Below are 21,966 nucleotides of genomic sequence, written 5' to 3'. Positions count from 1 at the left end.
AAAAACTCCTCGTAAAAAATCTTAAACACAATATGTATTTTTGGAAATATACCAAAATATGAAATAAATATCAATATATTTTAAAACACAATATGTATTTTTGGAAATTTTAGCCTATTTTCTCAAAATATATCTAATTATGATAAATATGAAGATTCTACAAATCCCTTAATAAACCCTGTAAAATCACTTTGTCCCATAGCCTAGAGTAATGATCATCTCACGATTTGCGGAAGGTTTGGGAAAATAATGAGAAGCCTTTAAAAGACTTTTGATTGCGAGTTTATCAAGACTTTCAAAACGGCTACTTTGCAGAATCTTGACATTATTTAATGCCCCATTTTCATCGATTTCAAAGCGGAGTTTTACTTCTCCTTTGATGCCTTTATTTTTCAAATACGAGGGATAAGTGTAAGATTCTGAAATCAGTGCATAAATCCTGCGCGCATACGCATCATCAGAATCCGAATCGACTGCTTGCGATGACGGAGCAGATATGGGCTGGGAGGTCTGCGGAAATGAATGTGTTTGCGCTTTGGGAGGTTTTTTCTTACGCGAGGCTGTGGGTTTCACCTTATCAATCTCATTAATTGAAGAATCTTGGGCTTTTTGATGCTCTTGATTTGTTTCTTGTGATGAGCTTGGCACAAAATGCGAAAGTGAAAGATAATAAGTCTTTTGAGCAAGAATCTCATAATCTTTCATTTTTATCATCACCGCATACACACATACGCCAAGCAGCACATAGATTCCCACTGCAATAAAAAAGGCAATACAAAGAGAACTTCTTTCCTTTTTCTTAGCTCTTCTCATCGCTAAATCTTTGTGTATTCAAAGGGCAAAAATACCGCCCTCCATTTGGCAACATCACACTCTGTGTCGTAACACCATACAGCGCATCAATCGTTGATTCTCTTAGAATCTCATCATAATTGCCAAAAGCAAACAACTCACCTTTTTTGAGCATTAAAATGCGTTGGGCGATAAAGCACTGGTCAGGGTGGTGCGAAGTGATAACAATACTCTTATCACGCAATGTTGAGAGAATCTCCAAAAGTCTAAACGCATACGACATATCAAGCGCACTCACAGGCTCATCAAGGACAATTATCGGGCTATCTTGCACGAGTGCGCGTGCAATAAGTCCAAGCTGTTTTTGTCCTCCAGAAAGTGTAGAAAATTTTTGCGAAGCAAGGTGAGCAATGGAGAGCAATTCCAATGCCTCAAATGCTTTTTTAGAATCCTCTGCACGATAGACAAACGCGCTTTTAGCAAATGCACCCATCATCACGACTTCAAGCAAAGTAAAGGGGAAACTGATGTGTTGGGATTGTGGGACATAGCTTAGAATCTTTGAACGTTGCAGATTCGAGAGACTATGACATTCTTGATTAAAAATCTTCACGCTCCCACTATATGGCAAAACACCTAAAATAGCGCGTAAAAGCGTGCTTTTGCCACTGCCATTTGCGCCCAAAATTGCACAGATTTCTCCGCGCCCAAGCTCAAAATTAATATGACGCAAGATTTCCTTATTCTTGCCTATTTTCACACTCATATCACAAACACTAAGTGCGCTATTCATTCACTGCTCGCTTAGTCGTGTATAAAATCGCCACAAAAATGGGGATTCCAAAAATGCTTGTGAGGATTCCCAAAGGGATTTCTGTGCTTAATAAACCTCGTGCAAGACTATCGCAAAAAAGTAAAAACAACGCCCCAAAAAGCGCACAAAAAGGCAGCATAAAACGATGATTTGCGCCGATAATAAAACGCGCAATATGCGGTATCACCAAACCTACCCAGCCAATAATACCTCCCAGCGTTACACTACAACTCGCTAAAAATGTCGCCATCACCACAAAAACAAGCCGCATCAATTTGACATTCACACCTAAAGCGTGTGCGCTTTCATCATCGAGATTGAGTATATCCACATAACGCGCAAAAAGCGTGCTGAAAATAAAGCTCAAAACAAAAATGACACTCGCAAACACCAAAGGGAAACTAAACCCACTAATCCCGCTTAAAGAACCCATAAGCCAAAATACAATATTAGGCAAAGTATTGTAAGGATCAGCAAGGAGCTTTAACACACTCACCCCCGCGCCAAAAAATGCCGAGCTAATCATACCGCCAAGTATCAGCATCAAAATACTCCTGCGCCCGTCAAAAAGCTGACTTAGTAGCACCGCTATGCTCATTGCAAAGATTCCAAATGCAAAGCACAATGCTTCCATACCCAACACATTGAATCCAAGCAACATACCCAACGCCGCGCCAAAACTCGCACCATTAAGCACGCCAAGAATACTTGGAGAGACAAGCGGATTACCGATAATACCTTGATACAACGCCCCACTTAATGCCAACGAACCGCCCACAACAATACTTGCAATGATGCGTGGGATTCTCACCTCAAACACCACAAAATCTTCTAACCCTGCGACATCTTGTGCAGAGCCAAAAATCATCGCAAAGATTTTGTGATAGCTGATAGAAAGCGTCCCTACACCAATCGCATACAACGCAAATCCTACAAGAGCGCACGCAAGTAAAACAATCCATAGAATCTTACGCGCAGATAAAGCAATCATCAAGCTTTCTTTGAGGATTTTTTAGGGATAAAGGCGATACCCACTTCACGACTATGCGTATAAGTGATTTGCCCATCGCGTTCGTTTTGTCGCACATATTCTTCAATGAGATGAAGGTTTGGCTCTCCCTCGTGAATACTCACATGCCATACAATATCATCAATCGCTTTTTGAATCGGTGCTTGATAGGTAAAATCTGCCTTTCTGTAAAGATATTTTGGCTGCTTATAGCCCTCTTCTTGCAACCATTCTAGGACATTAGGCAAACCTTTAGGGAGTAAAAGCGTAATATTGTGTTGGGAAAGGATTTTTGCTAAAAATTCACATTCTCGCAGTCTCCCCCAGCCGACATAACAAAGCCCTTGTTCGCTTAAGTTTATTGCCTTTAACAAGCCTTGTTTGTTGTTTAATGCAGGAGTCATTGATGCAAAGGCTATATCGATTTTCTCTTCCAAAGACGCAACATCAAAATCCACCCAATCCGTATGCAATGTGCGAATATTATCAAGCCCCAAAGTCTTTGCATCTTCCTCAAGAAAAGCAAGCATATTGGTAGAAATATCACTCCCGATGACTTTCTTTGCTAAAAAAGCAATCTCTAGCGCAAAGCGTCCATTGCCACAGCCAATATCAAAAACCACCTTATCGCGAAAATCCACACCTTGGTCTTGAAAAAATGTCAGAATCTCTAAGGTATCCTCTGCACCTTTCTTAAAACGTGGAAAAGTTTGCGCTTTTTTCTCCCAAAATGATCGTTGCATCGTTGTTCCCTCCTTCAATTAATATCAGATTCTTTATTTTTACAGAATCTAATCTTTCAAACCTTGTATGCGCTCATAATCATTATCACTCAAATCTCTTAAAAAAGTATGAAAGAAGTTTTGCGCTTCTTGCTTTACAGATTCATCATCTAAAAGCGTGGGTTGGACTTTTGAAAACGCCCATAAAAATCCGATTGATTGCATCACACTTGGCGGACGCATAAGCCAATTTGACGGCGTTGATGGCGCATAATAGATTCTCTTATCTTCAAAAGCCTTTAAAGATTGCCACTCTTGTGGAGGATTAGACATTAGTTCTTTGTAAAAAGGCAATTCACGCACAAAAATGACTTCGGGATTAATCGATGCGAGAATCTCAAAGTTAATACTGACTTGATGAGAGGGATTTGTGAGAATCGAGCAAGGCAAGGCATTCACACCACCGATGCGATAGGCTAATTCTTGTTGATTATCGCCATCACTGCATTGACTTTTCAGCCCATCAAAACCTTGCGCAAAATAAATCTTAGGGCGAGATGTAATCGCCTCACTTAGTGTTTGTAATGTATCAATAGACTTTTGCACAAACGCAATCAGCGCATCAGCCTTTTTACCCACAGCAGAATCTCCCCCGCCTAACGCGTCTTTGTAAGATTCTATCGCCGAGCCTAAACTTTCAAAACCATAGCCCTCCACACGCACAACCTTAATACCGACTTTTTCGTAAGGCTCAAGCACTTCTAAGGGTGTCGTGTCGCTAAAAAACACCACATCAGGTTTGAGCTGGGCGATTGCCTCAAATAATGCACTCCTATCACCCATATGTCCAAGCACAGGTAAATCAGCAATGTTTGGTGGCATAAACACAATATCTTCGGGATAAGGCTTATAGTTTAAGCCCACCATACCTTCGGGATTGAGAATCTCTAGCAAAACCGTAAGCGGTGGATTCATTCCAAAAGCCTTGATAACGCGTGTTTGTTGCGGCTCTTTATGAGGGATATTTGTCTGCTTCTCAGACGCATTATCCGAACAAGCGATTAATAAAAACGCTACAAATCCTAATAATATGTTTTTCATTTTTGTTCCTTTGTGTATGTATGGACAATCGTTTGAATACCCTTTTGAGGGATCACTTCATAAATGCACTCAATCGCGCTTCGGTCATAGACACATCGTAATTCATTAAGCACAGAATCTTGCGCAAGGATTGGCTCATCAAATTCAATCACAACGCCCACTCCTAGCTCTTTGACAATTGTATCAATCATATCCAAATATGCGCTTTTAATCTTTTTAAACGATTCTTGCGTTTGTGGGATAGGACAAAGGCTAAAGAATGTAAAAAGCCCTATGAGCTTGATTTGAGGAGAGAATCCAGCCTGCAGAGCTTGGCGGTAAGATTCTAGTAATGTTTGTTGCGGGTAAAGATGAGGAGTTTGGTGTGCATGGGAAATCACACAGCCCGCATCACTAAGCATGACTTGAAAATCTTGTGAGGAAAGAGAGCCTTGCAAAAAATCCTGCGCGCCCTTTGCAAGGCGCGTTATCTTGTGAGAATCGTGCATCATTAGAGAATCTATACTCTTTAGAATTTATACTCGATACTTGCAAACACTCTGCGTCCTGCCATATAATAACCTGCACCATAGTAATAATTCCTATCGAGTAAGTTATACGCACCGAGAGAGAGTTGTAAGCCATTAATCACACGATAATTGAGCTTTAAATCAAGCAAGAAAATATCGTTGTTTTGTGCATAGGTCATACTTGCTCCTTTTCCAGAAGTATACCATTGTGGGCTTTGGTAAGTCGCATTGGCAATCACATCTAAAGGCTTCCATGGGTTGATAAGGAATGTAACATTCGCAATATGATTAGGATAATCCAAGATTCGTGAGCCATCGACTCCATAGCTAGTGCCATCTTTGTTGGTTGCCTTTCTTTGGACATAGGAATAATTGATACCTAGATTAATGCGATCCTGCCAGAATCCTTGATTGAGCGCGATTTCTGCACCATAAGAATAACCCTCTTTAGCATTAGTGAGCTTGGTGCAGTTACTTCCCTCGTTACAGCTATTACTAGTATCTTCCACAGAGATTAGCATATCGTTGATGTCATTATAAAATACCGCAATAGAGGCTTTAGTCGATTGGTAGTCGAAATTTGCGCCGATTTCATAATTGAGCGCAGATTCAGGGGCTAGGTTTGGATTAGGTGTGCGATTTCCCCAAGTCGTGCTGTATCGTTCTTTAAGCGTGGGGAGTTTGGACTTTTTCCCGATATTAAGGTGCAAAATCGCCCAGTCACTTAAATCTGCATAAGCAATCCCTTGCAATGTCCAGCCCTGCATCGAATAAGTCTTATCATCGGTGTTTTTTACTACTGCCTTAAGCATATCATTGCGGTCATAGCTACCATTCAGCGCAAAGCGGAAGAGTTGGCTCACGCGTTGGGTGTATTCTGCAAAAATACTCGTGCTAAAATCTGATAGTTTAGTATTAATATCCATAGGGTCATTTTCATTACAATCACTTACACCATTTGCACATTTATAAGTAGTCTCATCTTTATGTGTATCCGATCGGAGGTTTAGCCCCACTTTAAGATTCTTCCGCTCATCAAACTCATAGCCGAGTGTGAAAATCCCACCCAAAGCCCAATCATCGTAAATTGAGACATAAGGATTGTTGGTATCAATTTTCGCACCTGCCCATTTATCTATTTTATTAATAGAGCTTCCGTCCCAAGCACCTTTTACCGTAAGATTATTATAAAAACTATCATAATACAAACGAGAATTCAAAGAAAGCTTATCGGTGAAGTAAGAGTTGCCGAGTAAATACACGGTGGTTTTGTCGTAATTTGGCCAATCCCACAGATTCGCACTTGTCCCATTAGCAGAGATCATACCGCCCTTTTCGCCCTTTTGATAAATCACATTGAGCGAATATTCGTGATTTTCATTCGGCTCCCAGCCGACTTTAGCGCGCAAAGTATGATTGGTATAGTTTGAATTGATTTTATCGGATTTTGTAGGCTGGAGTTGTGTCGTTTTAAAGTTATGCGAGAGATTAAGAGAATCTCTATCAGTGTAGGCATAGCTCGCTTGAGCATACCATTTACCCATATTTGTCCCCACAGAGAGATTGACTTGATTCTCATTATTTGCGACAAAGCCATAACGCGCATCAATCTCAAGCTTGTCTTTGGGCTTGGAAGTGATGATATTCACCGCTCCTCCTAAGGTATTCATACCATAAATCGGCGAAGTGTAGCCCTTAGAAATATCGATTTCAGAGATGCCAAATGAGCTAAATTGCGACCAGTCAGTTTGGCGATCATAAACACTATGCACAGGGATTCCGTCAATAAATAGCCCGATATGTGTAGAGCTGTATCCGCGAATACCGATGCTTGGCTCTCCCCTAGAACCAGCGGCAGGCTCATAAAACATACCGGGCGTAAAGCGCAACGCCTCGGCGATATTGTTTGAGCTAGAATTGGCAATGTCTTCAGATGTGATTGTTGTAACCGTGGGATTGTAATCGGTGATTTTTGAATTTTGAGAATCGACTTTTTCGATTCGTCCTAAGTCGTAAGTCTTACTAGAATCTTCTAACGCATAAGCATTCGCGCCTAAGAAGACAATTAATGCCCCCCCCCCTCGTATGATTTTAGTGATGTTCATTCTCACTTTCCACTCCTTTTTGTTAAAATTTGCGGAGTGCATTATATATAAAAATATATAGATAAAAAATTGATTTATATCAAAATTTGCTCCTTTTATCACTCTAGTGCAAGATAAAAGGTGTGTCTTGATACACAGAGAAATTAAGCCAATTGCTAAAAATCACACTCGCACTAGAACGCCAAGAAAAGACAATTTGCCCATGCGTATTAAAATAGTTTTGCGGGGATTCTATGCTAAGTCCTTTGCTTAAATCTCGCTGATACTCGTTATAAAGCGTTTCTTTCGTGTATTCGGGGTGTCCTAAGATAAAGACATCTTGAGAATCTCGCAGCATACTTGTCCCGCTTTGTTCTCCACGAAGCAAGACTTTGAGGTCATTTTTGCGTGCTAAGGCAAGCTCATCAATGCCTGAATGCCTAGAATGAGGGATTCTTACGACCTCATCAAGCCCACTTAAAAGCACATCATCTTCGCACACATAATGATCAAAAATACCAAAAAGCTTTTGTGGTAAAGAAATCTTGTCAATACGATGAAAATAATAAAGCCCTGCCATTGCTCCCCAACACAAATAAAGCGTGCTTGTGCAATGGCATCGCAAATACGACATAATGCCGACAAGCTCGTCCCAATACTTGACTTCTTCATACGCCAAATGTTCGATAGGCGCACCTGTTACAATCGCACCATCAAAGTTTCGCCCATTAATATCTTCAAAATTTACATAGAATCTATCCAAATGGCTTTGTGGCGTGTTTTTGCCTATATAGCTTTGCGTTGTGAGCAGGGTAATATTCACCTGCAAAGGCGAATTCGCAAGAAGTGAGAGAATCTGATTTTCTGTCTCGATTTTAGTCGGCATCAAATTGATAATCAAAACTTCAAGCGGACGAATATCTTGGTGAATCGCCCGCTCTGCCCCCATCACAAAAGCACTTTTTTGTAAAAATTGATACGCAGGAATTTGCTCTGGGATAATCAATGGCATAAGAATCCTTTATTTATTAAATAATTTCATAAAACAATCTCAATGAGCGCGATAACCACACCTTTAAGCCTCAATCGCCTTTTTCAAATCTGCGATCAAATCTTGCACATTTTCTAAGCCAATGCTTAGGCGCACTGTGCAAGGGGTAATATCAGCAGATTCTAATTCTTTCGCGCTTAGCTGTGAATGTGTCGTTGAAGCAGGGTGAATGATAAGCGACTTACTATCACCAATATTTGCAACAATGGCAAAGATTTCAAGTGAATTGCAAATCTTTTGTGCTTCTTCGTAGCTTTGTGCTTCAAAGCTCAAAAGCCCCGAACTTTGAGAATCTTTGAAATACTTTTTAAGCAAAGTATGATAAGGATTACTTGACAATCCCGGATAGCTTACGCTTTTAACGCGTGGGTGAGATTCTAAAAATTTCGCGACCTCAAGCGCATTATTAGAGTGTTTTTTGATACGCAATTCCAATGTTTCAAGCCCTTGTAAAATAATCCAAGCATTTTGCGGAGAAAGTGTCGCACCAAGATTCCTTAGCCATTCAGTAATCACACGGATAGAGAAAATCGGCAAGGGCAAACTCGCATACACAAGCCCATGATAGCTTTCATCAGGTGTATTATACGCAGGATAGCGAGGATTATCTTTGATAAGCTCATTCAAACCATTGCGTTCGATGATCGCTCCACCTAACGCGCTGCCTTGTCCATTGATGTATTTACTCAAACTATACACTACCACATCGACACCGTATTCAAAAGGGCGATGCAAATAAGGCGTAGCCACGGTATTATCACAAATACTGATAATTTTATGCTTTTTAGCAATGGTGGTGATTTGCTCTACATCGGCAATTGCAATTTGTGGATTGGAGAGAGATTCAAAGAAAATCGCCTTTGTCTTATCGTCAATCACTTGAGGGAGTGTGCCTTGAATATTATCAATATCAAAAACACGCGCTTCAATGCCAAATCGTTTTAGCACATGGACTAAAAGCGTTTGTGAGCCTCCATAGATTTTATTTGAAAATGCGATGTTATCACCAGCTTGCGCACAATTAACAAGCGAAGTAAAAACCGATGATGAGCCACTTGCTGTAACCACACCAAACGCACCGCCTTCAACCGCTGCTAGACGATTACCCAGAATCTCATTAGTAGGATTTGTCAAACGCGTGTAGATATTGCCCAATTCTTGAAGACCAAATCGTGCTGCCGCTTGAGCGAGAGATTCAAAGCTGTAAGCGGTGTTTTGATAAATCGGCACACTCAAAGTGCGCTGTGTGTCATACTGATATGCCGCATGCAAAGCAAGAGTGCTTTGCGAAAAGTTTTGATGAGTTAGATTTGCCATTAGTTGTCCTTTTTGAAATGAATTTTTTAAAACAAAGAAAATATGGCATAAATTTATAAACACAATATGTAATTATAAAAATTTGTAATGATAAAAGATTCTGAATGTTACTTTTTATTACATTACATATTGTATTTTAATTTTTTTGTCTGACATCTTGCTGCGTCATAAGAGCAACTATCACAAAAAATATTAAAAACACAAGTGATTAAGGTATGATTATTAAGGGTTAGGCTAAAATAGTTAATGTCAAAAGACATACATAACCACATTACAAGGAGAATATTATGGGAAAACGTGTAGAACACGATTTTATCGGTGAATTAGAAATTGACGATAGTGTGTATTATGGTGTGCAAACTTTCAGAGCTTTGCAAAATTTTAATATCACGGGTGATAAATTAAGCGGTTACCCAAGTTTCATCAAAGCTTTTGCGCAAGTAAAGAAAGCAGCTTGTTTGGCAAACTTTGAGCTTAAATTGCTTGATGAAAAGAAAAAGGACGCTATTTGTAAAGCGTGCGACAAACTTATTGCTGGTGAATATCGCGATCAATTTGTGGTAGATATGATACAAGGTGGTGCAGGCACAAGCACAAATATGAATACAAATGAAGTTGTGGCAAACCTTGCACTAGAAATCATGGGATACAAAAAAGGTGATTATCAACACTGCCACCCTAATGATCATGTCAATCTCTCTCAATCAACTAATGACGCTTATCCTACAGCAATCCATGTGGCTCTTTATGATGAGCTTTCTGCATTGGCAAAAGATATGGAAGTGCTTAAAGCATCATTTGAAAAAAAATCACAAGAATTTAAAAATGTCCTCAAAATGGGACGCACACAGCTTCAAGATGCTGTGCCTATGACTTTGGGACAAGAATTTCATACTTTTGCGGTGATGATGGGTGAAGATATTTCGCGTGTTTTAGAAGCACGAGAGCTTATCACTGAAATCAATATGGGTGGAACAGCCATTGGGACAGGGATTAATTCCGATCCTAAATACCCCAAAATCGTAGAAACAAAACTCAAAGAAATCACAGGACACCCTTTCAAAACAGCAAGTGATTTAATTGAAGCGACACAAGACACAGGTGCGTATGTGCAAGTAAGCGGTGTGCTTAAAAGAGTAGCAGTGAAACTTTCAAAAGTGTGTAATGACTTGCGACTTTTGAGTTCTGGACCACGCGCTGGGTTAAATGAAATCAATCTTCCTAAAATGCAACCCGGAAGCTCTATTATGCCCGGTAAAGTCAATCCTGTGATTCCTGAAGTCGCAAACCAAGTATGTTACGCAGTTATCGGTAATGATGTAACCGTGAGCTTTGCAAGTGAGGGAGGGCAACTCCAACTCAATGTGTTTGAACCCGTTATCGCGTATGGTTTGTTCAACTCTATCTCAATGATGCGCAACGCAATGCTTACTCTTGCACATAAATGCGTTGATGGCATCACTGCAAATGAAAAAGTATGTAAAGATTTTGTATTTAACAGCATCGGTATCGTTACTTCACTTAATCCTTATATCGGTTATGAAAATTCTGCATCAATCGCTAAAGAATCTCTTAACACCGGAAAAAGCGTCTATGATATTGCTTTGGAAAGAGGTCTCTTGACAAAAGAACAGCTTGATGAGATTTTCCAACCTGCCAATATGCTTAATCCACATATGAGTGCCGAAGACAAGGCGAAATTTAAACAACATTCTTAAATTTCTAAAATCTGTAAAGATTCTGTATGATTTCGCATCTTACAGAATCTTGACAAAGCCTCTTGCTGTGGTAAGGGGCTTTTTGTTGTTAGAATCAATGCAAGGTCAATACCTTAAAAGCTAGATTCTAACGACTTCTCCTTACAACAAAAGGAGAAAAATCATTATATTTTAAAGGATTTATCTATGGATATTATTTTACTAATTTTACAAGTTGCGGTATTGCTGGGGGCGATTTTCTTAGGGATTCGCTTAGGCGGTATGGCTATTGGTTATGCTGGGGGATTTGGTGTCGTGGTGCTTTGCCTCGTGCTAGGAATGAAGCCGGGCGATATTCCTTGGGATGTGATTTTGATCATTATGTCCGTGATTGCAGCTATTGCAGCAATGCAGCTTGCGGGTGGGCTTGATTATATGGTGCAAGTCGCAGAAAAGATTTTGCGTAAAAATCCTAAGCATATCAATTACCTTGCACCAACGGTTACTTACTTCTTGACATTTTTAGCAGGGACAGGACACACAGCCTTTTCAATGATCCCCGTCATCGTAGAAGTAGCAAAAGAACAAAACATTAAGCCCTCTGCTCCTTTGTCAATTGCGGTTGTGTCAAGTCAAATCGCTATTACTGCGAGTCCCGTAAGTGCCGCAGTGGTGTATATGAGTGGCGCATTAGAACCTTTTGGTTGGAGCTATCCGGGCTTACTTGGAATCTGGCTTATCACAACTTTTTGTGCTGTGATGCTTACTGCGTTTATCGTAAGTAAATTTTTCCCGCTTGATTTGAGCAAAGATCCTATTTACCAAGAACGACTTAAAGCTGGGCTTGTCAAACCTTCTGTGGGTGCATCAAATATGCAGCTTAAAAAAGGCGCAAAACTTTCTGTGGGTATTTTCCTTGGTGGTGTGGTTTTGGTCGTGCTTTATGCGACTTCGATTTCAGACATCGTTCGCAAACCTTTTTTAGACTTTTTAAGTGGAATTATTGCAAATAGCAATGGGGAAGGCTTTATGGCAAGTGTTGCAACATTTATGAAAGGCTATATTGATCCTGTGCGCTTACCTCGAGATGGAGCGATTATGAGCTTTATGTTGGGTATTGCTGCGTTGATTGCGATTTTCTGTAAAGTAGAGACAGGCAAGCTTTTTGAAGCAAGCACATTTAAAGCAGGTATGACTGCATGTGTGTGTGTGCTAGGTGTAGCATGGCTTGGGAATACCTTTGTGGCTGGCTATAAACAACAAATTGGTGATTTGGCTGGAGCATTGGTCGGAGATTATCCTGCACTTTTGGCAGTGGCTCTTTTCTTTGCAAGTATGCTTCTTTATTCACAAGCAGCGACTGCAAAAGCTATTATGCCAGTCGTAATTGGTGCGTTGGGAATCAGCGCAGTAAATCCAGGCGATTCATATATCTTAGTCGCTAGTTTTGCAGCAGTTTCAGCCCTCTTTGTGTTGCCTACTTATCCTACACTTCTAGGTGCGGTGCAAATGGACGACACAGGCTCAACAAGAATCGGTAAATATGTTTTCAACCATAGTTTCCTTATCCCGGGTGTTGTCGCTGTGGCATTATCTGTAGCGTTAGGATTTGTGGTCGCTCCCATTTTTGCCTAATCTTCATATCACAGAATCTTTTGATTCTGTGATGCTTCTTGACTCTTGTTTATCTTTTTATATTCTAAATTTTATTTATGCTTGTAAGTTTTTATTGAGTGAGTTTTGAAATCTTAAAATTTAAGATTTTGGGTCATCAGAACAAAATCAAGAGGAAATCTAAGAATCTCCTCCAACAAAAGGCTTATCCTATTCCTCTACTTCTTTATAGAGATTTTCTTTCGCTTCAGGAGGCAGTATCTCAAGGAAACGTTCTTTGTCAAGCTTGACATTTTGTTCGCCCGCCTCTTTGATTAACGCTAAAGCTTCTTGGACATTGTAAGGATTCCCACCTTGATAAGGGGCAAATATCCGATTTGTGATTGCTAAAGCATAGGCATTTTTCTTTATCTCATCTGAAGCTGCATGGGGCATTGTAATATAAGCTACACTTTGGATAAGCAACTCATCAAAATTCCAGTGATCAAACAAAAAGCCCAAAAATGACAAGTGATCAACGCCTATAAATTCTGTCTCCACGGTGGCAATATCTTTAAAATCATTCTCTTTAAGCGCGCTAAGAAAATCCTTGTCCTTGCCTGATTGGATAAGAGTGTTTGCAAAGAGGATTATTCCCAAACGCAATAACATTGCGCAAGGGACAAGCACTTGAGCCATTTTCCGCTCATTTTCAAACCATGTAGAAATAAAATCCACTTCTCTGCTACAGCTTGCCAAAAATTCTGAAGTATCAAGCCCATAAGGAGAAACATTTACTTTAAAACCGCTTCTTAGTGAATTTGCAATCGCTACATTTTTGACATTACCTACTCCTAGCAAAGATACGACTTGATTCAATGTAGAGACTTCACGAGAAAGCCCATAAAAAGGGGAATTTGCAAGTTTTAACAAATCCACGGTTAAAAGCGGATCTTTGGAAATAATATCAACCACACCTTGTATGCTCACATCTGATCCAGCAGAATCGATATATTGTTGTAGCTTAATCACAGTGTCGGGTAAAGGAGGTAAATTATCAATCGTTTTAAGTAAAAGTTCATTCATTATCTATCCTTCGGCTTTTTAAAATATCCAGACTTATAATTATATCTCAAAAACCCTACAAAATAGTGATTAAGATTCAAAAACTTATAAGGGTTACGCGTATGTTACACATCATCTTTGTGCTTCTTTTGTTTTTACTCGCACGATTTTAAGCAACTTACCAGCATACAAAAATAATGATTCTGCCAATACCTTCACTCATTTATGCTTTTCTAGCAATGCCTCCCATAAAGGCATAATGGCTTCTTTGGAAAAGCAATCTTGCATTTTTTGTCGTGCATTTAGTCCCATTGCTTTGCGTTTAGATTCATCATTCATAAGCTCTATGAGTTTTTGTGCAAAAGATTCTAAGTCATTATCTTCGATTAAATAGCCACTCTTGCCAGATTCTATAATATCACTCGGACCTGTTTTGACATCAAAGGCGACACAAGGCAAGGCATAGCTGCTTGCTTCTGCCAATACCAACCCAAACCCTTCGCGATGACTTGCCATAGCAACAATGTCTGCTTGCAAATATTCAGATTCTATATTTTGCGTAAAGGGTCTAAGGATAATAGAATCTTGCAGATTCTGATTGTTGATTTTTGCCTCTATGGTTTCTTTAAGATCTCCGCCACCGACAATAATCAGCTTCCAATCCTTTAAATGACTATACGCACTATAGATAGAATCTTGCACTTTTGCCCAAATATCAATCAGTCGCAAGAATCCTTTTTCATTACTCAAGCGTCCTGCGGATAATATCCTTTGCTGAATAGGATTGTAACGGGGGGGGGGGATAAATGTCAAGAAGTTAGGGATTACCCTAACATCTTTAAAATAGCTTTTCCAAGTAGCAATCTCTTTGGAAGATAGAATGACAAGAGTTTCATACAAACGCAAAGAACGATTACGCGCATGACAACTAAACGACTCGTGGATAAGCCTTATGTATTGCGCATTCTTATGTCTCAAAAAAGGCACATAAAGATCGCTATTTGCAATCATCACATCAAAATCACAAAATTTTCGGGACACTTGAAAACTAAAGAAGAATTTATAAAGCTTTCTGTAATAAATTTTAGACAACGGATAAAAATATCGAGTCATATTTTGCCTATGCTGGGGTTCTGGCATATTATGCCATATATGAATCTTGATATTTTGATGGATAGCAAAGCGCAAAGTTTCGTTTGCTTTATAAAAACTTAGTATCTCGACTTGATGTCCCATTTCACTAAAGGCATTAGCGAGATTCACACATACGCGTTCAGCTCCGCCTGTAGTGCTAATATCAGCTATTGTGAGAAGGAGTTTCATCTTTTAGCAATGCCTCCCATAAAGGCATAATGGCTTCTTTGGAAAAGCAATCTTGCATCTTTTGCCGTGCATTTAAACCCATTGCTTTGCGTTTAGATTCATCATTCATAAGCTCTATGAGTTTTTGTGCAAAAGATTCTAAGTCATTATCTTCGATTAAATAGCCACTTTTGCCAGATTCTATAATATCACTCGGACCTGTTTTGACATCAAAGGCGACACAAGGCAAAGCATAGCTGCTTGCCTCCAAAAGCACCATTGGCAATCCCTCGTAATGGCTACTCATTGCATAGATGCTTGCTTGTAAATATTCAGATTCTGTATTTTGCGTAAAGGGTCTAAGGATAATAGAATCTTGCAGATTGTATTCTGTGATTTTTGTCTCTATGGTTTCTTTGAGTTCTCCACCCCCTACGATTGTAAGCTGCCAATCTTTAAGCTGTGGGTGTGTGGATTGGATAGAATCTTGCGCTTTTGCCCAAATATCTATAAGGCGCAAGAATCCTTTTTGGTCGCCCTTGTCCATTCTGCCGATGGATAAGATTCTATGCTGTGAAATGTCTGTTTTTAGCGGGGGGGGGGGATAAGGAATAAAGTTAGGGATTACCCTAACATCTTTAAAATAGCTTTTCCAAGTAGCAATCTCTTTGGAAGTCAAAACGACAAGAATTTGGAAAATACGATTGCGTGAATGATAAGCAAACGCACAATGAATCAGTTTTGCATATCGTGTATTTTTGTGTTTAAAATAAGGTATAAAAGTATTATCGTTAGTTATCACCGCATCGACATCTTTGAAAGCCATTGCAACTTGAAAATTAAGAACAAGCTTATAAAAATTTTTATAATACAATTTCGTCAAGAAATGCCGCGTGGCTTCCTGTCTGTGCCTAGATTCTGACATATTATGCCATATATGGAGCTTGATATTTTGATGGATAGCAAAGGGCAAAGTCTCATTTGTTTTATAAAAACTTAGTATCTCGACTTGATGTCCCATTTCATTAAAGGCATTAGCGAGATTCACACATACGCGTTCAGCTCCGCCTACAATACTAACATCGCCAATCGTTAGAAGAATCTTCATGACTAAACCTAAAAAGAAATCAATTTTTAATCATTATAACACAACTTTTAAACAAACCACTTTCTCCCCTTAAATCTTTATCCATACAATTTCGGGTGGATTGTAAATGCGTGGGAGGATAGGATTGAAACTCAAACCTCGTGAAACAATAAGATGCTTTGCTTTGCCTAATTCATCTTTGCCTATCTCATACTTCCCTCCTGCAAATTGGGGGAAAATACCTTGATTGGGCGCATACAGACCATTAATCAAAAAAGGAATTCTCACCTGCCCACCATGCGTATGTCCGCTCAATACAAGAGAAAAAGGCGATTGCGTATAAAGCGATACAAATTCAGGGCGATGAGATAAGAGAATCTTGTAAGGTTGGGAAGATGAATGACTTTGGAGCGATTCTAACCATAAAGGCAAATCACTCCTAATCGTGCAATCAAAATCCCCCTTAAATGTGTTTTGAAATGTATTAATCCATTCATCTTGCCAATTTTTTGGATAGTTTTTTTGAATGAATATGCCTTGCGTGTCATATTTGACACTATAAGGGTCATCAACACCTGCTATTAAGATTTCCCTACCTTTAAGATTCAAATACACACAAGGAGATGCAGAATCAAGCACAAAGGTTTGATGCTCCCTCACAAATGCTTTAAAAGAGAGAATCTCACCGCTCCAAAATTCGTGATTCCCACTCACATAGAACTTAGGCAACCGATCAAAAGGCGGTGCATTAAGCCGCTCAAAAAACACCCTCGCGCCATCAAAAGGCTCATCGTCATCGATCATATCCCCGCTCATCACAATCATATCTAAACGATTTTCTTTCAAAGCCTCTTCGAGCTTGGCAAAGAGTGTGGGAAGATAAAGTTTGCCAGAATGTAAATCACTTAAAAGTGCAATATGGATAGGATTTGCCTTATCGGGAGATGACAAAGATTCTATTGTATAGAATCGCTCTTTTAACGGCACATACAGCGCACTCACGACAATTGCGAGAAACAATATAAGTAAAATGGAGTATTTAAGCGTCATTTTTTATAGGTGTTTGTAAGGCTTGTGCGATAAGCTCTAAGGGGTGATAAAACTTCATTTGAGAATCAATTTGCACGAGCGCATTGTCAATCTGCATTCGACACGCGCCGCATTCTGCACTTACGATATGCGCGCCACTTGATTCTATCATCTGTGCTTTAGGAATACCTGCCTTAAGTGTAAGGTCGTATTTGGAGCTTTGCATCGTGATACCACCAAACCCACAACATCGCGTAGAATCACTCATTTCTTTCAATGTATAATTGCGAGTGAGCAAGGCGCGAGGTTCTTTGTAGATTCCCAAAACTTTTCTCGCATGACAAGGATCGTGATAAGTGATGAGTGATGAGTGTTTATCTTTAGGCAAAAGCGTAAGTAATGCAGTATGGTGATACAGCCACGAACTTGCCATATCGATTTTAGGCAATAGTTTTTTTAGTCGCTCTTGATAATCTTGATGCCCTTCTAAAGCATGTAACCAATCTTTTTTAATCATCGCCGCACAAGTCGCTTCAGGGATAATCATCGCATCAATATTTTCCCAAAAACTTTCAAAATATTCGATATTTTTTTTCGCCAAATACACCACTGTGTCTTTATCACCCGTAAAAAATGCTGGTGCAGCACAACACTCTTGATGAGGAGGGATAAACGCATTGATCCCCAAATGACTTAGAATCTCAAGCAGACTTTCGCCCACACGGACATAATTATAATTACTTAAACACCCGATAAAAATCGCCACACGATTATGTTTTAAGCCATTGTCTCGCACTTTTTGAGGCTTTATCTCACCGCTATAAGTCTGCAAAAAGGACTTACGCCAAAAGGGGAAAACAGACCGATATTTTCTTTGCCCATCAATACCTTTAAAAATCTTCCAACGGCTGACTTTTCGCCCTTGTGCATCGCTTTTAAATGCACAAGGCATCACAAAATGACAGAATCCAAAGACCAAATCAGCGATTTTACGATGACGCAAGAGATAAAAATAAGCGCGTTTATACCACGCAATACCATATTTTTGTGCAATATCAATACGCACAGATTCTATTGCCGTATCTACGGGCAAACTTGAAGGGCAATTACTCACGCAAGTCGTGCAAAGGAAACATGATTCAAAAATATTTTTTGCTTGTGAATCTAGGGGCAAATCGCCTCTTTTGTATGCACCGAGCAAATCCAAAAAACCTCTTGGAGAAGTTACTTCATCACGATTGGCAAGATAAATCGTGCAATGAGGGATACATTTTCCGCATTTTACGCAGCTATTTGACAAAGTTTGCAAATCAAGCATACAATCCCCTATATCGTTTTACTGAATCGCTTAGAATCTGCAACCAAATAAGCATCAAATGTCATAGCAATATTACGGATAAGCATTCCACCCGTTGGGGAAGTGGTAATGCCTGAAGATGTGATTTCAAGCAATTGTGCATCTTCATATTCTTTAAGAGAAGCAAGCTCTTTGGCAAAATATTCCTTAAAATTAATATGAAACTTTTCTTCAATGCTCGCAAAATCCAAAGAAAGGTTATTCATTAATCCCATAATGACTTCTTTACGCAAAATATCTTCTTCTGTGAGTTTCACTCCTCTCTCCACTGGGAGTCTGTGAGAATCAAGGGCTTGTTCATACAATGCCATATCCTTGAAATTTTGTGAATAATAATCCACACCCTCACTGATGCTCGTTAGCCCAATACCGATTGTTTGAGAGAATCCTCGTGTTGTATAACCTTGAAAATTTCTTCGGAGCTGGTGCTGGACTTTAGCGAGATACAGCTCATCGCTTGTCTTAGCAAAATGATCCATACCAATCATTGCATATTCATTTGCTTGTAAAAATGCAATCGTATTTTTGAGAATCTCAAGCTTTTGTTGAGGCGTAGGGAGAGTAGTCTCATCGATTTTACGCATGGTTTTTTTCATCCAAGGCAAATGTGCATAATTAAAAATCGCTAAACGATCAGGTGAGAGTGAGACGACTAGATGGAGCGTTTGTTTAAAAGTTTCAAGATTCTGAAAAGGCAGCCCATAAATCAAATCAAAATTGATTGATAAAATCCCAAACTCTCGTGCGAGCTCCACCGCACGCTTGACAATCTCAACGCTTTGATGACGATGGATTGCATTTTGGACTTGCTCATTAAAATCCTGCACACCAAAACTAAGGCGATTGAATCCATTCTCACGCAATACTTTCATCTGATCACGCTCGAAAAATCGCGGATCGACTTCGCAACTCACTTCAGCATCTGATGCAAAATGAGGAAATGTTTTGCGAACAAGCGCAATAACAGATTCTAATTCTTTAGCATTGAAAAATGTCGGCGTCCCTCCGCCAAAATGAAACTGCACAACCTTGCGTGATGTGTCCATAGAATCTGCAAGCAAAGCAAGCTCTTTGGCGAGATATGCAATATATCTTTGCTTTTTTTCTTCCTTGCTTGTATAAATTGAATTACACCCACAAAAATAACAAGCCGAGCGACAAAAGGGCAGATGCACATAAAGCGAGAGGGGTAAATCTAAAAGTTTATCCGCACGATTGAGTGCCTGCATATAATCATTGTCTTGCCAATTTTGCGTAAATTCAACAGCTGTGGGGTAGCTCGTATATCGTGGTCCCGATTTGGAATACTTCACAAATTTTGCAAAATCAATGGCATCACTCATTTCTTGTCCTTCTTAAGATTTTTGCAAATAATCATTAAGATCAAAAAAAAGATTAGGGTATTTCACTTTAATATCTTTTGCAAACAAAGCGGTATTGATCTCGGGCAAACTCCCGTCATTTTGTCGCAATGTCTCTAAAGCTGATTTTGCCACTACCATCGCATCATCAAAATCAAGAGGCATTTGTGCGATAATGTCTTTTTCAAGAGCCATTATAAGATTCTCTTCACGCGTTGTGCGGATACGCGAGAGCAGACGCACAAAAAGTTTTTGAGGGAATACGACATATTCTTCACCCTCCTCATCTTGCAAAAACCATAAATCCTCTTTTGAGAATCCGCCTTGTTCCATTGACAAAAGCATTTCTTTATTGTCAAGCTTACGCAAAACTCCTAAATTCTCTCCCAATGGCTCTTCTAACCATTCCTGATCGTTTTTAAATGTCTTCATTATCCTTCTCTTAATGACTGATCAATCCATTCACGCGTGCAAGCCAAAGCATAATACCCTTTTGAGCATGGAGACGATTTTCGGCTTCTTGAAAAACACGACTTTGTGCGCCATCTATTACAGATTCACTCACTTCTTGCCCTCTATAAGCAGGCAGACAATGCAAAAATATCGCCTCTTTTTGTGCTAAGCTCATCAACGCATCATCAACACAGAATCCTTTAAAAGCCTTTTTGCGCTCTTCCTTTTCATTTTCTTGACCCATTGATGCCCATGTGTCTGTTACTACGACATTAGCACCACGCACTGCCTCTTTGATGTCTTCACTTACAGATATTCGCGCACCGCTTTTATTTGCAGTCGCATACGCAGATTCTAGAATCTTTTGGAGTGGCGCATAACCTTTGGGCGAAGCAATACGCAATTCAAAACCCAAAATCGATGCGAGATTGAGCCAAGAGTGTGCCATATTATTACCATCACCGATATAAGCCACAATCGGTATTCGAGCATTTTCTCCGCCTTGAGGGTAAAGAGGATTCTTATGGGGCATATAAATCCCGCATTCTACCATTGTGAGATAGTCTGCCATAAGCTGGACTGGGTGATAATCATCACTCAAACCATTGATAACAGGCACTTTAGAATATTGAGCAAATTCTTCAAGGCGAGAATGCTCTGCTGTGCGCATCATCACCATATTAACCATAGAGCTAATAACGCGTGCTGTGTCGCTGATATTTTCGCCCCTGCCAAGTTGAATATCACGATTGGAAAGGAAGATTCCCAAACCACCAAGTTGATAAATGCCACTCTCAAAGCTTACTCGTGTGCGCGTGGAGCTTTTTTCAAAAATCATTGCAAGAATCTTACCCTTCAAATAAGGTTGATGTCCTGTCGTCTGTAATGCTTTTTTGAGATCTAATGCTAAATCAATCATCTCTAACAATTCATCTTTGTTACAATCATTTAGCGTCAAAAAGTGTCTCATCGCTCACCCCTTATTTTGTGTATCGCTCATACCAAAATCTAAAAAGGGCTAATTGTATCTAAAAATAACTAAGAAAACCATAACTTTCAATCAATTTGGGATATAATCCTCGACCCCTATTGTAACGCCTGTTGTCAGATTCTTAAACAAAACACGATTTTTACTGCGTTCATAATAAATCTCTTGTCCGCCTTTGACAAACCACTGCACAAATTCGCCATTATTGCCTACTCTTTTACCTTCACCATCAAAAATATCACGCGCTCGCACAATATCACTAAATAAATTAGGGTAACTCACCGATCCAAAGAAACTCTTTGATGCGATCCATTTCGCGGTGCATTTTTTCATCATACACACTTCTTTAGAAGAAACTTTAATCTGACTGATGGGTTTTCCTAATTTATATAAATCAATGGTGAGATTCTTGTCAGTTTTGCCATATTTGAATGAAGCAAAATCATAAAATTTCACTTGAGGGGTATCAATAAGTAAAATCTTAAATTTTGTAGGCTCAAGCACAGGAGCTTCGGCAGTAGCGGTGGTAGGATTTTGCAAACTCTCAATCCATGCGCAAGAAGTGATAAATGCTGGGAGCAAAAGCACCCAGCCTAAAGATATTACTTGCTTAATGATTCTCATTCAAAATACTT

Annotated in this window: 20 protein-coding genes; 2 read left to right on the top strand and 18 right to left on the bottom strand. The window is 39.5% G+C overall.

What is annotated here, in order from left to right:
* Positions 1 to 186: 186 nt before the first annotated feature.
* From LS68_RS00185 to LS68_RS00145, 9 genes are all read right to left on the bottom strand, one after another.
* Positions 187 to 813, bottom strand: coding sequence for an energy transducer TonB (locus tag LS68_RS00185; protein WP_034369526.1), 627 nt, complete (start codon positions 811 to 813; stop codon positions 187 to 189).
* Positions 800 to 1,585, bottom strand: a complete 786-nt coding sequence (locus tag LS68_RS00180; RefSeq protein ID WP_052100540.1) for an ABC transporter ATP-binding protein — start codon at positions 1,583 to 1,585, stop codon at positions 800 to 802. Before LS68_RS00180 ends, LS68_RS00185 begins: the two co-directional genes overlap by 14 nt.
* The gene (locus tag LS68_RS00175; RefSeq protein WP_034369533.1) at positions 1,578 to 2,597 is read right to left on the bottom strand and encodes an iron ABC transporter permease; all 1,020 of its coding nucleotides are present in this window, start codon (positions 2,595 to 2,597) and stop codon (positions 1,578 to 1,580) included. Before LS68_RS00175 ends, LS68_RS00180 begins: the two co-directional genes overlap by 8 nt.
* Positions 2,597 to 3,358, bottom strand: coding sequence for a class I SAM-dependent methyltransferase (locus tag LS68_RS00170; RefSeq protein WP_034369535.1), 762 nt, complete (start codon positions 3,356 to 3,358; stop codon positions 2,597 to 2,599). Before LS68_RS00170 ends, LS68_RS00175 begins: the two co-directional genes overlap by 1 nt.
* Before the next feature lie 48 nt (positions 3,359 to 3,406).
* Positions 3,407 to 4,438, bottom strand: coding sequence for an ABC transporter substrate-binding protein (locus LS68_RS00165; RefSeq protein WP_034369537.1), 1,032 nt, complete (start codon positions 4,436 to 4,438; stop codon positions 3,407 to 3,409).
* Positions 4,435 to 4,929 (bottom strand): hypothetical protein, encoded by a 495-nt coding sequence (locus tag LS68_RS00160; RefSeq protein ID WP_034369540.1) that lies wholly within the window; start codon positions 4,927 to 4,929, stop codon positions 4,435 to 4,437. The genes LS68_RS00165 and LS68_RS00160 overlap by 4 nt, the downstream gene beginning before the upstream one ends.
* 17 nt (positions 4,930 to 4,946) lie before the next feature.
* Positions 4,947 to 7,052: a TonB-dependent receptor gene (locus tag LS68_RS00155; RefSeq protein WP_241993672.1), complete on the bottom strand. Its 2,106-nt coding sequence runs from the start codon at positions 7,050 to 7,052 to the stop codon at positions 4,947 to 4,949.
* A gap of 103 nt (positions 7,053 to 7,155) precedes the next feature.
* Complete coding sequence (metA, locus tag LS68_RS00150) at positions 7,156 to 8,043, bottom strand: homoserine O-succinyltransferase (protein ID WP_034371856.1); 888 nt, start codon at positions 8,041 to 8,043, stop codon at positions 7,156 to 7,158.
* Positions 8,044 to 8,106: 63 nt separating this feature from the next.
* Positions 8,107 to 9,399, bottom strand: a complete 1,293-nt coding sequence (locus LS68_RS00145) for an aminotransferase class I/II-fold pyridoxal phosphate-dependent enzyme (protein WP_034371859.1) — start codon at positions 9,397 to 9,399, stop codon at positions 8,107 to 8,109.
* A 287-nt stretch (positions 9,400 to 9,686) separates the two neighbouring features.
* On the opposite strand from LS68_RS00145, the gene aspA reads away from it, so the two are divergent.
* Both aspA and LS68_RS00135 read left to right on the top strand, forming a co-directional pair.
* Positions 9,687 to 11,117, top strand: a complete 1,431-nt coding sequence (gene aspA, locus LS68_RS00140) for an aspartate ammonia-lyase (protein ID WP_034371862.1) — start codon at positions 9,687 to 9,689, stop codon at positions 11,115 to 11,117.
* A gap of 186 nt (positions 11,118 to 11,303) precedes the next feature.
* Complete coding sequence (locus LS68_RS00135) at positions 11,304 to 12,731, top strand: anaerobic C4-dicarboxylate transporter (protein WP_034371865.1); 1,428 nt, start codon at positions 11,304 to 11,306, stop codon at positions 12,729 to 12,731.
* 189 nt (positions 12,732 to 12,920) lie between these two features.
* Here LS68_RS00135 and LS68_RS00130 read toward each other — a convergent pair whose 3' ends face one another.
* The 9 genes from LS68_RS00130 to LS68_RS00090 form a co-directional block, all read right to left on the bottom strand.
* Positions 12,921 to 13,775, bottom strand: coding sequence for an HDOD domain-containing protein (locus LS68_RS00130; RefSeq protein WP_138090689.1), 855 nt, complete (start codon positions 13,773 to 13,775; stop codon positions 12,921 to 12,923).
* A gap of 198 nt (positions 13,776 to 13,973) precedes the next feature.
* A complete protein-coding gene (locus LS68_RS00125; RefSeq protein WP_138090686.1) occupies positions 13,974 to 15,077 on the bottom strand; it encodes a glycosyltransferase family 4 protein in 1,104 nt (367 codons plus the stop codon).
* Positions 15,052 to 16,164: a glycosyltransferase family 4 protein gene (locus LS68_RS00120; protein ID WP_138090683.1), complete on the bottom strand. Its 1,113-nt coding sequence runs from the start codon at positions 16,162 to 16,164 to the stop codon at positions 15,052 to 15,054. Before LS68_RS00120 ends, LS68_RS00125 begins: the two co-directional genes overlap by 26 nt.
* A gap of 69 nt (positions 16,165 to 16,233) precedes the next feature.
* Positions 16,234 to 17,193 carry a metallophosphoesterase gene (locus LS68_RS00115; RefSeq protein WP_052100532.1) on the bottom strand — a complete coding sequence of 320 codons (960 nt, stop codon included), beginning with the start codon at positions 17,191 to 17,193 and terminating at the stop codon, positions 16,234 to 16,236.
* Entirely contained in the window at positions 17,183 to 18,490 is a 1,308-nt protein-coding gene (locus tag LS68_RS00110; RefSeq protein ID WP_034373903.1) for a (Fe-S)-binding protein, read from the bottom strand. The genes LS68_RS00115 and LS68_RS00110 overlap by 11 nt, the downstream gene beginning before the upstream one ends.
* Positions 18,491 to 18,498: 8 nt before the next feature.
* Positions 18,499 to 19,872, bottom strand: coding sequence for an oxygen-independent coproporphyrinogen III oxidase (gene hemN, locus LS68_RS00105; protein WP_034373900.1), 1,374 nt, complete (start codon positions 19,870 to 19,872; stop codon positions 18,499 to 18,501).
* 12 nt (positions 19,873 to 19,884) lie between these two features.
* Positions 19,885 to 20,322: a DUF2603 domain-containing protein gene (locus LS68_RS00100; RefSeq protein WP_034373898.1), complete on the bottom strand. Its 438-nt coding sequence runs from the start codon at positions 20,320 to 20,322 to the stop codon at positions 19,885 to 19,887.
* A 10-nt stretch (positions 20,323 to 20,332) separates the two neighbouring features.
* Positions 20,333 to 21,313 (bottom strand): ornithine carbamoyltransferase, encoded by a 981-nt coding sequence (argF, locus tag LS68_RS00095; protein ID WP_034373895.1) that lies wholly within the window; start codon positions 21,311 to 21,313, stop codon positions 20,333 to 20,335.
* A 90-nt stretch (positions 21,314 to 21,403) separates the two neighbouring features.
* Positions 21,404 to 21,955, bottom strand: a complete 552-nt coding sequence (locus tag LS68_RS00090) for a hypothetical protein (protein ID WP_138090680.1) — start codon at positions 21,953 to 21,955, stop codon at positions 21,404 to 21,406.
* Between the last annotated feature and the right edge of the window lie 11 nt (positions 21,956 to 21,966).

Origin of the sequence: Helicobacter sp. MIT 05-5293 (assembly GCF_000765665.2) — a bacterium.
GTDB lineage: Bacteria > Campylobacterota > Campylobacteria > Campylobacterales > Helicobacteraceae > Helicobacter_C.
Note: the sequence above shows the minus strand (reverse complement) of the source record. Positions and strands in the feature narration are given on the sequence as shown.